9 protein-coding genes are annotated in these 10,271 nt (G+C 72.6%); 7 read left to right on the top strand and 2 right to left on the bottom strand.

The genetic code is table 11. The features are described 5' to 3' along the window. Positions 1 to 45: 45 nt before the first annotated feature. Genes ACE3Q2_RS00190 through ACE3Q2_RS00180 form a run of 3 tightly spaced genes read left to right on the top strand, consistent with a single transcriptional unit; the run spans position 46 to position 2,518 of the window. Positions 46 to 798: a hypothetical protein gene (locus tag ACE3Q2_RS00190; protein ID WP_374471893.1), complete on the top strand. Its 753-nt coding sequence runs from the start codon at positions 46 to 48 to the stop codon at positions 796 to 798. Further along, entirely contained in the window at positions 798 to 1,946 is a 1,149-nt protein-coding gene (locus ACE3Q2_RS00185) for a M48 family metalloprotease (protein ID WP_374471891.1), read from the top strand. Before ACE3Q2_RS00190 ends, ACE3Q2_RS00185 begins: the two co-directional genes overlap by 1 nt. Continuing rightward, positions 1,943 to 2,518 carry a hypothetical protein gene (locus ACE3Q2_RS00180; RefSeq protein ID WP_374471889.1) on the top strand — a complete coding sequence of 192 codons (576 nt, stop codon included), beginning with the start codon at positions 1,943 to 1,945 and terminating at the stop codon, positions 2,516 to 2,518. Before ACE3Q2_RS00185 ends, ACE3Q2_RS00180 begins: the two co-directional genes overlap by 4 nt. Positions 2,519 to 2,524: 6 nt before the next feature. Here the strand turns inward: ACE3Q2_RS00180 and ACE3Q2_RS00175 are convergent, their stop codons facing one another. Further along, on the bottom strand, positions 2,525 to 3,028 hold the full coding sequence (locus tag ACE3Q2_RS00175; RefSeq protein ID WP_374471887.1) for a peptidylprolyl isomerase: 504 nt from the start codon (positions 3,026 to 3,028) through the stop codon (positions 2,525 to 2,527). A gap of 148 nt (positions 3,029 to 3,176) precedes the next feature. Between ACE3Q2_RS00175 and typA the strand changes: the two genes are divergently transcribed. The 3 genes from typA to ACE3Q2_RS00160 all read left to right on the top strand — a co-directional run bounded on the left by typA (position 3,177) and on the right by ACE3Q2_RS00160 (position 8,400). Further along, positions 3,177 to 5,021: a translational GTPase TypA gene (typA, locus tag ACE3Q2_RS00170; protein WP_374471885.1), complete on the top strand. Its 1,845-nt coding sequence runs from the start codon at positions 3,177 to 3,179 to the stop codon at positions 5,019 to 5,021. Between the two features lie 24 nt (positions 5,022 to 5,045). Then, positions 5,046 to 5,813 carry a sulfite exporter TauE/SafE family protein gene (locus ACE3Q2_RS00165; protein ID WP_374471883.1) on the top strand — a complete coding sequence of 256 codons (768 nt, stop codon included), beginning with the start codon at positions 5,046 to 5,048 and terminating at the stop codon, positions 5,811 to 5,813. A 70-nt stretch (positions 5,814 to 5,883) separates the two neighbouring features. Beyond that, positions 5,884 to 8,400, top strand: coding sequence for an amidase (locus ACE3Q2_RS00160; RefSeq protein WP_374471881.1), 2,517 nt, complete (start codon positions 5,884 to 5,886; stop codon positions 8,398 to 8,400). Here the strand turns inward: ACE3Q2_RS00160 and ACE3Q2_RS00155 are convergent, their stop codons facing one another. Next, complete coding sequence (locus ACE3Q2_RS00155) at positions 8,401 to 8,661, bottom strand: MarR family transcriptional regulator (RefSeq protein ID WP_374471879.1); 261 nt, start codon at positions 8,659 to 8,661, stop codon at positions 8,401 to 8,403. Positions 8,662 to 8,755: 94 nt separating this feature from the next. Here ACE3Q2_RS00155 and ACE3Q2_RS00150 point away from each other — a divergent pair, with 94 nt between their 5' ends. Then, positions 8,756 to 10,249: an NADP-dependent isocitrate dehydrogenase gene (locus tag ACE3Q2_RS00150; RefSeq protein WP_374471877.1), complete on the top strand. Its 1,494-nt coding sequence runs from the start codon at positions 8,756 to 8,758 to the stop codon at positions 10,247 to 10,249. Positions 10,250 to 10,271 lie beyond the last annotated feature (22 nt).

Below are 10,271 nucleotides of genomic sequence, written 5' to 3'. Positions count from 1 at the left end.
TTGCCTGCGGGCCCGGATCAGGCACTCTGGCGGCAGGAGAAACCCATGGCCGCAGCGTGCGCCCATCGACGGACACCGCCTGCCGCCGCCCTGGCGCTGGCCGCCCTGCTTTGCCTGTGGGCGGGCGGCGCGGGCGCCGGGCCGGAGCGGGTCGCCCAGGACGCGGCCGGCCGGCCGCTGGGCATCGAGGGCAGCGTCGTGGTGGTCGAGCCCGACATCGAGCTCGGCGAGATCACCGCCGGCGGCATGACCGAACCACGGCGCGACTGGTCCGAAACCGCGCGCCGGCTCTACCCCGCGGCGGTGGGCGAGCGCCTGGCGGCCGCCGGCGTCGCGCGCCGCCCCGATTTCGACGTGCCCGACGACCTGCCGGCGGACTCCCGCCTCGGCCAGGTGCTGCGGCTGAACGAGGCCGTCGCGCTCTCCATCGCCTACCACGCCCGCCCGGGCAGCGAGCTCGCCACCAAGGGCGACCGGCTGGACTGGACCCTGGGCGCCGGCGTCTCGGAACTGCACGCGGCCAGCGGCGCCGACTATGCCCTGTTCACCTATGTGCGCGACAGCTACGCCAGCGACGGCCGCAAGGCGCTGCGCGTGCTGGGCCTGGTGGCGGGCGCGGCCTTCGGCGGCGTGGTGGACATCGGCGGCGGGCGCCAGGTCGGCGTGGCCACCCTGGTGGACCTGCGCGACGGGCGCGTGGTGTGGTTCAACCGCATCGCCCGGCAATCGGGCGACCTGCGCGACGAGGCCGGCGCCCGGGCCACCGCCGGCGAACTGCTGGAAGGGCTGCCGCTGTGATGGCGGCCAGCCTGCCGCTGCTGCTGGCGCTGGCCGTGGCCACCGGCGCGCCGCCCGCGGCGGCCCCGGGCCAGCAGCCAGCGCCCGGCAGCGTGGAAGCCGAACTGCGCTACGCGACCGACCGCGCCGAACGCGATCTGCGAGAACACCCGCTGCGCGTGCACGACCCCGCCCTCGAAGCCTACGTGCGCGAGGTGGCCTGCCGCGTCGCCGGCGACTACTGCGGCGAGCTGCGCGTGTATGTCGTCGAACAGCCGTGGTTCAACGCCTCGATGGCGCCCAACGGCATGATGGTGGTCTGGACCGGCACCCTGCTGCGCTGCCGCGACGAGGCCGAGCTGGCCATGGTACTGGGCCACGAATTCGCGCACTTCCGGCAGCGCCATTCCCTGGCGCAGTGGCGCAAGGCCAAGCGCACCAGCGCCTTCCTGGGCACCTTCGGCCTGGTGGCCTGGGGCGCCGGCGCGGCGGCCGCGGGGCCGGCGGCCCGCCGGCTGGGCGCCGCCTCGGGGTTCGGGCACTCGCGCCCGGCCGAGCCCGAGGCGGACGCCATCGGCCTGGCCGCCGCCGTCGCCCAGGGATACGAGCCTGCGGCGGCGCCGCGGCTCTGGCAGCGCATGAAGGCCGAGGAAGGCGCCCGCCGCCACGGCAAGCCCCTGCCCGTCTTCGCCACCCATCCCCGCACCGCCGAGCGGCTGGCCGACGTGACGGCGGCCGCGGCGCGCCTGCCGGCGGGTGGCGAATCCGGCCGCGACCGCCACCAGGCGGCGGTGGCGCCCCATCTCGCGCGCTGGCTGCGCGGCGAGCTGTCGCGGCGCATGTACGACACCTCGGTGCAGGTGGTTGGCGACCTGCTCGCCGATGCGCCGCCGGGGCAGGAAGCCCTGCTGGCCTATTACCTGGCCGAGGCGCACCGCCGGCGCGGCGCGCCCGGTGACGCGGAGCGCGCGGGGGAACTGCTGGCGCGTTCGCTGGCCCTGCCTCACCCGCCGGCGGAGGCCTGGCGCGACCAAGGCCTGGCCCTGCTTGCGGCCGGCCGGAAGGAGGAAGCCGCGGTTGCGCTGCGCCGCTATCTCGACATGGCGCCGGACGCCGACGACACGGAGTTCATCACGGCCTCCCTGGCCCCGCCGGAGGCCCGGCGATGACGCGCCGCTGGCTGCTGCTCGCCGCCACCCTGCTGTTGGCCGCGTGTGCAGGCGCGGGCGGCACGCTGCAGCCGGCCGGCCGGGTGCAGGTGTTCGACCTGCAGCTGGAAACCTCGCTCGACTGGGCCCGCATCAAGGGCGCGCGCCAGGAACTGTGGACGGTGGACGGCACGCCGCTGAACCAGCTCAGCATCGTCTCGCGGGTGAAACCCGGCGAGCACGTTTTCCAGGGCAGCAAGGCAACCAAGCGGCGCCCCGACGGGCCGTGGTTCCGCCCCGGCATGCGCCCGGACGAAATCCGCGACCTGGTGGCCGACGGCCTGGCGCTGGCCGGCTGGTCGGCGGTGGAAACGCAGGGGCTGCGGCCCGCCGATTTCGGCGGCGTGCCGGGCCTGCGCTTCGAACTTTCCCTGGCCAACGGCCGGGGCCTGCGCTACCGCGGCCAGGCCGCGGCGGCGGAACGCAGCGGGCGCCTCACCCTGCTGGTGTGGCTGGCGCCCGGGGAGCACTACTACCCGCGCGACGCCGAAGCGGTGTCGCGCACGCTGGACAGGCTGCGTTTCCTGCCCTGAGCCGGCTCAGGCGTCGAGCACCTTGTTCCAGTCGGCCACGCGCGCGGCCTGGGCGGCCAGCAGCGGGGCGGTGTCGCCCTCGATGCGCACGCTCTCGATCTTGTCGCCGCCGCGCACCGCGTCCACGACCTGCTGGTCGCCGGCGCCGATGACCTCGCCGAACACGGTGTGCTTGCCGTCCAGCCACGGGGTCGGCACGTGGGTGATGAAGAACTGGCTGCCGTTGGTGCCGGGGCCGGCGTTGGCCATGGACAGCACGCCCGGCTTGTCGTGGCGCAGGTCGGCGCGGCACTCGTCCTCGAAGCGGTAGCCCGGGCCACCGGTGCCGGTGCCCTTCGGGCAGCCGCCCTGGATCATGAAGTCGGGGATGACGCGGTGGAAGCTCAGGCCATCGTAGAAGCCGCGCTGGGCCAGGTTGACGAAGCTGGCCACGGTGACCGGGGCCTTGTCGGCGTGCAGGCGGACGCGGATCGGGCCGCGGGAGGTGGTGAAGACGGCGGTCAGGGACATGTCGGGCTCCGGAAGCGGGTGCCGGGCGGTTCCCGGCGGGCCGCCTAGGATGCCACAGCTGCCGCCCCGGGGGCCGTCCGGGGCGCCGTTCGGTGATATACTGTCAGACTCATTTTCCTACGAGACAGCGCCCCCGGCGCCCATTCGCATGTCCATCGAAAAGCTCCGCAACATCGCCATCGTCGCCCACGTCGACCATGGCAAGACCACCCTGGTGGACCAGCTGCTCAAGCAGTCCAACACCCTGGGTGAACGCCAGCAGCTCGCCGAGCGCGCGATGGACAGCAACGACATCGAAAAGGAGCGTGGCATCACGATCCTTTCCAAGAACACCGCCATCCGCTGGACCTCGCCCGAGGGCGAGGACTACCGCATCAACATCGTCGACACCCCGGGCCATGCCGACTTCGGCGGCGAGGTGGAGCGCGTGCTGTCGATGGTGGACTCGGTGCTGATCCTGGTGGACGCGATGGACGGCCCGATGCCGCAGACGCGCTTCGTCACCCAGAAGGCGTTCGCGATGGGCTTCAAGCCGATCGTGGTGATCAACAAGGTCGACCGTCCCGGCGCGCGCCCGGACTGGGTGCTCAACCAGACCTTCGACCTGTTCGACCGCCTGGGCGCCACCGACGAGCAGCTCGACTTCACCGTGGTCTACGCCTCGGGCCTGAACGGCTACGCCGGCATGGACGAATCCGTGCGCTCGGGCGACATGACCCCGCTGTTCCAGACCATCGTCGACAAGGTCCCGCCGCCGCCGGTGGACATCGACGGCCCGTTCCAGATGCGCATCACCTCGCTCGACTACAACAACTACGTCGGCATCATCGGCGTGGGCCGCGTGCAGCGCGGCACCATCCGCACCAACATGCCGGTCAGCGTGGTCGCCCGCGACGGCAAGGTGCGCAACGCCAAGGTGCTGCAGGTGCTCGGCTTCATGGGCCTGGAGCGCCACGAGGTGAAGGAAGCGCGCGCCGGCGACATCATCGCCATCTCCGGCGTCGAGGGCCTGGGCATCTCCGACACCGTCTGCGACCCGTCGGCGCCCGAGCAGCTGCCGGTGCTCACGGTCGACGAGCCGACCATCTCCATGACCTTCCAGGTCAACGACTCGCCCTTCGCCGGCAACAAGGACCGCAGCGGCGGCAAGTTCCTCACCTCGCGCCAGCTGCGCGACCGCCTGATGCGCGAGACCCAGCACAACGTGGCGCTGAAGGTCGAGGACACCGCCGACGCCGACAAGTTCAAGGTCAGCGGCCGCGGCGAGCTGCACCTGTCGATCCTGATCGAAACCATGCGCCGCGAGGGCTACGAGCTGGCCGTGTCGCGCCCCGAGGTGATCATCAAGGACATCGACGGCGTGAAGTCCGAGCCGTTCGAGTCGCTGGTGGTGGACCTCGAGGAGCAGTACCAGGGCGGCGTCATGCAGCGCCTGGGCGAGCGCCGCGCGCTGCTGCAGAACATGGAGCCGGACGGCAAGGGCCGCGTGCGCATGGACTTCATCATCCCGGCGCGTGGCCTGATCGGCTTCCAGACCGAATTCCGCACCATTACCGCCGGCACCGGCCTGCTCTTCCACGTCTTCGACCACTATGCGCCGAAGCAGGAAGGCGAGATCGGCCAGCGCCAGAACGGCGTGCTGATCTCCAACGGCACCGGCCCGTCGCCGGCCTACGCGCAGATCGCCATGCAGGAACGCGGCCGCCTGATGGTCGAGCCGGGCGAGGAGATCTACGAAGGCCAGATCGTCGGCATCCACGCCAAGGACAACGACCTCACCGTCAACGCCCTGCGCGGCAAGCAGCTCACCAACTTCCGCGCCTCGGGCACCGACAAGGACGAGGGCCTGATCCCGCCGGTGAAGTTCTCGCTCGAGCAGGCGCTGGAGTTCATCGACGACGACGAGCTGGTCGAGATCACCCCGGTGGCCATCCGCCTTCGCAAGAAGTTCCGCACCGAGAACGACCGCAAGAAGGCCTCGCGCGCCGGCTGATCCCCGCCCGCGGCCCCGCCCACGATGAGCGCCGAGCTCTGGTTGCTGACCGGGCTGGCCGGCTTCGCCGCCGGCCTGCTCGACAGCATCGTCGGCGGCGGCGGCCTCATCCTCACTCCCGCGATGCTCAACCTGCATCCGGGCCTGAACATCCTGCAGACCATCGCCACCCAGCGCACCAGTTCGCTGCTGGGCACCAGCGTGGCGGCCTGGAACTACTTCCGCCACCTCACGGTGGAGCGCCGCATCGTGCTGCCAGCGCTGTTCGCGGCGCTGGCCGCCTCGGCGGTGGGCGTGCAGTTCGCCAAGCGCATCGAACCCGACGTGCTCAAGCTCGTGGTGCTGTCGGTGTGCGTGGTGCTGGCCATCTACACGGTGCTGCGCAAGGACCTGGGCACGCGCGAGCAGCGTCGCTTCGCCCCGCGGCGCGAAGCCGTGGCCGCGGCCCTGGTCGGTGGCGCCTGCGGCTTCTACAACGGCCTGATCGGTCCCGGCACGGGCACGCTGCTGGTGTTCGCCTTCGTCAGCGTCATCGGCCTGGATTTCCTGAAGTCGTCGGCGGTGTCGAAGTCCACCAACGTGGCCGCCGACCTGTCCTCGTGGGCGGTGCTGGCGGCCAGCGGCTTCGTGCAGTGGGCGCTGGCGGTGCCGCTGATCGTCGGCAACATGCTGGGCAGCTACGTCGGCAGCCGGCTGGCCATCCGCCAGGGCGACCGCTTCATCCGGCTGCTGTTCCTGGGCGTCGTGCTGGCCCTGGTGGCCCGCATCGGCTGGGACCTGCTGCGCCAGTAACGCGCGGCGGGTCACGCCGCCGAAACGCGGGGCTTGTCTAGACTCCACGGGCCTGCCACCGGAGCCCGCCATGCGTCCCGCCGCCCTGCCCCTGCTTTGCCTCGTCGCCGCGCTCGCCTCCTCACCGATCGCCCGCGCCGACACCCTCGTGGTGCTCAACAAGGCCGCCGACACCGCCACCCTGCTCGACCTGGCCAGCGGCCGCGAGCGCGCCACGATCCCGGTGGGCGCCGGCCCGCACGAGGCCGCGGTCAGCCCGGACGGGCGCTGGGCCCTGGTGGCGAACTACGGCCGCCCCGGCGCGCCGGGCAACAGCCTGAGCCTGGTGGACGTGGCGGCGGCGCGGGTGGTGGCCACGCACCGGCTGGGCCGCTACGACCGCCCGCATGGCATCGCCTGGCATGGCGACACCGCCTGGGTCACGGCGGAGGGCCAGCGCGCCCTGGTCGGCTGGTCGGCGCGCACCGGCGAACAGCTGGCCGTGCTGCCCACGGACCAGGCCGGTTCGCACATGGTGGCCCTGCATCCCGACGGCAGCCGTGCCTATGTTTCCAACCTCGGCGACGACTCGGTGACGGTGTTCGACCTGCTGGCCGACAAACGCGTGGGCACCTGGAAAACCGGCGACGGCGCCGAGGGCATCGCCGTGTCGCCCGACGGCCGCGAGCTGTGGGTGGGCCACCGCGACGCCGGCGACGTGGCCGTGTTCGACGCCGCCAGCGGCAAGGAGCTGGCGCGCCTGCCCGCGGCCGGTTTCCCCATCCGCGTGACGATCACGCCCGACGGCTCGCGCGTGCTGGTGAGCTGCGCCGAGGCCGGGCTGGTGCGCGTCTACGACCGCGCCGCGCGCCGCCACCTGGCCGACATCCGCTTCGACCGCGAGGCCAAGGACGCCGAGGGCCGCCTGTTCGGCGACCGCTTCGGCAAGAGCCCGCTGCCGATCGGCATCGTGGTGCCGCCCACCGGGAACCGGGCCTACGTGGCGCTCGCCAGCGCCGACGCCGTCGCCGAGGTGGACCTGGGCGATTACCGCGTGCGCCGATGGCTACCCACCGGCAAGGAGCCCGACGGCATGGCCTGGTCGCCGGTGGTGGTCAGCGACACCGCCAATGTCGTCGAACTCGACGTGGCGAGCGCGCGCGCCGCATTCGAAGCCGGCGCGCTGAGCGCCGAGTCCCTCGCCAGTGCCTACCTAGAGCGCATCGCCGCCATCGACCGCGCCGGCCCGCGCCTGAATTCGGTGATCGGGCTCAACCCGGCCGCCCTCGACGAAGCCCGCGCACGCGACGCCGAACGTCGCGCCGGCAAGGTGCGCGGCCCGCTGCACGGCATCCCGGTGCTGCTCAAGGACAACATCGACGTGGCGGGCCTGGTGAACTCGGCCGGCTCGCTCGCCCTCGCCGGGCACCGCCCCGCCGACGACGCCTTCCTGGTGGCGCGCCTGCGCGACGCCGGCGCCGTGGTGCTGGGCAAGACCAACCTGAGCGAATGGGCGAACTTCCGCTCCAGCCATTCCAGCTCCGGCTGGAGCTCGCGCGGCGGCCAGACCCGCAACCCCTACGCGCTCGACCGCAATCCCTGCGGCTCGAGCTCCGGCACCGGCGCGGCCATCGCCGCCAGCCTGGCCACGGTGGGCGTGGGCACCGAGACCGACGGCAGCATCCTCTGCCCCTCGGCGGTGAACGGCCTGGTGGGGCTCAAGCCCACGGTGGGGCTGGTGAGCCGCGACGGCATCATCCCGATCTCGGCGAGCCAGGACACCGCCGGCCCCATGGCGCGCACGGTGGCCGACGCGGCCGCGCTGCTGCAGGTGCTGGCGGCGCACCACCCCGCCGATCCCGCGGCGGCGGCGCGCCCGCCGGTGGACTACCTGGCGGCGCTCGACGCCCGGGCGCTCGCCGGCAAGCGCATCGGCGTGCTGCGCCAGGCCATGGGCCGCCACCCGGCCCTGGACGCCGCCACCGAAACCGCGCTCGAGGCGCTGCGCAAGGCCGGCGCCGAGGTCGTGGACGTGACCGTGCCCACCTGGGGCCAGTGGGGCCAGGCCGAGTTCGAAGTGCTGCTCCATGAATTCAAGGCAGGGCTCAATGACTACCTGCGCGGCAGCCGGGCGCCCGTGGCCTCGCTGGAAGCCCTGATCGCCTGGAACGAAGCGCACGCCGACGTGGCCATGCCGTTCTTCGGCCAGGACCTGCTGCTGCAGGCCCAGGCCAAGCCCGGGCTGGACGACAAGGCCTACCTCGAGGCGCGCGACACCGCCCGCCGCCTGGCCCGCGACGAAGGCCTGCTGGCCGTGCTCGACGGCGAAAAGCTCGACGCACTGGTGGCACCCACCACCGGCCCCGCCTGGCCCACCGACCACGTGCTGGGCGACCACTTCGTGAGCGCGGGCTATGGCATGGCCGCCGTGGCCGGCACGCCCAGCCTCACGGTTCCCATGGGCGAAGCCAGCGGGCTGCCGCTGGGCCTGGCCTTCCTGGGCCGGCCGTATTCCGAAGCGCAGTTGCTGGCGCTGGGCTATGCCTTCGAGCAGGCCACTCATGCCCGCCGCCCGCCCGGATTCGCGCCGGCGGCCAGCAGTCGCTGATCAGCGCCCGGACACCACCAGGTCCAGCAGTTCGCCGATCGTCCGGTGCGCCTCCAGCGGGTGGCGCAGCCGCAGGTCGCGCTGGATGAGGTACTGGTTCCGGCGGCCTTCGCGCCCGCGCACCAGGGCGCCCGCGGCCTCGAGCTCGGCCACGATCCGCTGCACCGCCCGCTCCGTGATGCCCACGCTCGCGGCGACCTCGCGCAGGGTCGCGCCGGGCTGGGCGGCCAGCGCCACCAGCACGTGGGTGTGGTTGGACATGAAGGTCCAGCCGGGCGCCGGCCCGGGGTCATTGACTGGCGGCTCGTAACCTGATTCTATATTCACGACATTTTTTTCGTGCATTGGAGTTCTTATGTCCGCCCAGTTCGAGAACCGCCTGCCCTTCCCGGCCCCCGCCCGCAGCATCGCCGTCGCCCACGGCGACGGCATCGGCCCCGAGATCATGGCCGCGACCCTGCGCGTTCTCGGCGCGGCGGATCCGGGCCTCACTTTCCATGAAGTGCCGCTGGGCCTCAAGGCCTACGAAGCGGGCCACGCCGCCGGTTTCACCCCGGAAGCGCTCGAGGCGGTGACCCGGCACGGCGTGCTGCTCAAGGCGCCGCTGTCGACGCCCCAGGGCGGCGGCTACAAGAGCGTCAACGTCACCCTGCGCAAGACCCTGGGCCTGTTCGCCAACGTGCGCCCCTGCGTGGCCTACCACCCGGTGGTGCCGGCGACGCACCCCGGCATGGACCTGGTGGTGGTGCGCGAGAACGAGGAAGACACCTACGCCGGCATCGAACACCGCCAGACCGACGAGGTGGTGCAGTGCCTGAAGCTGATCACCCGCCCGGGCTGCGAACGCATCGTCCGACACGCCTTCGAGTACGCGCTGGCGAACGGCCGGCGCAAGGTCACCTGCATGACCAAGGACAACATCATGAAGCTCACCGACGGCCTGTTCCACGCCGTCTTCGACGAGGTCGCGGCCGGGTACCCGGGCATCGCCACCGAGCACATGATCATCGACATCGGCACCGCGCGCGTGGCCACCCGTCCGCGCGACTTCGACGTGATCGTGACGCCCAACCTCTACGGCGACATCCTGTCCGACGTGGCCGCGGAAGTCGCGGGCTCCATCGGATTCGCACCCTCGGCCAACATCGGCTACCGCGCCTCGATGTTCGAGGCCGTGCACGGCTCGGCGCCCGACATCGCCGGGCGAGACCTGGCCAATCCCTCGGGCCTGCTGCTGTCGGCGGTGATGATGCTGGTGCACCTGGGCCGCGGCGCGCCGGCCACGGCGATCCACAATGCCTGGCTGCGCACGCTGGAGGACGGCGTGCTCACCGGCGACGTGCCGGCCGCCGGCAAGGTGCGCCGGGTTGGCACGCAGGCCTTCGCCGACGCCGTGATCGAGCGGCTCGGGCAGCGCCCCGAACGGCTGCGCCCGGTGGACTATCCCTCGCGCGCCGAAGCGGTGCCGGCCGCGCCGAAGCCGCGCCTCGCGGAGACCGGGCGGGTGCCGGCGGACAAGCAGCTCGAGGGCGTGGACCTGTTCCTGCACTGGGACCAGGACGGCCGCTCGCCCGCGGCGCTGGGCGCGCGGCTGGAGCGCATCGCCGGGCCGGAGTTCACGCTGGAGCTGGTGACCAACCGCGGCGTGAAGGTGTACCCGGGCGGCAACCCGCACACGCTCTGCTCCGACCACTGGCGCTGCCGGTTCCGCGACGCCGGCGAGGCCTCGCCGCTCGCGATCACGCGGCTGATGGCCCGCGCCGCGGAGGCCGGCCTGGACGTGGTCAAGACCGAGAACCTCTACCGCTTCGACGGCAAGGCGGGCTACTCCCAGGCGCAGGGCGCCTGAGCCCGGAGGCCAGGCCCCGGAT

It is taken from the genome of Arenimonas sp., assembly GCF_041913985.1.
In the GTDB taxonomy this organism is placed as follows: domain Bacteria; phylum Pseudomonadota; class Gammaproteobacteria; order Xanthomonadales; family Xanthomonadaceae; genus Arenimonas.
The sequence above is the reverse complement of the archived record's forward strand: the minus strand, read 5'-3'. Positions and strand labels throughout refer to the sequence as shown.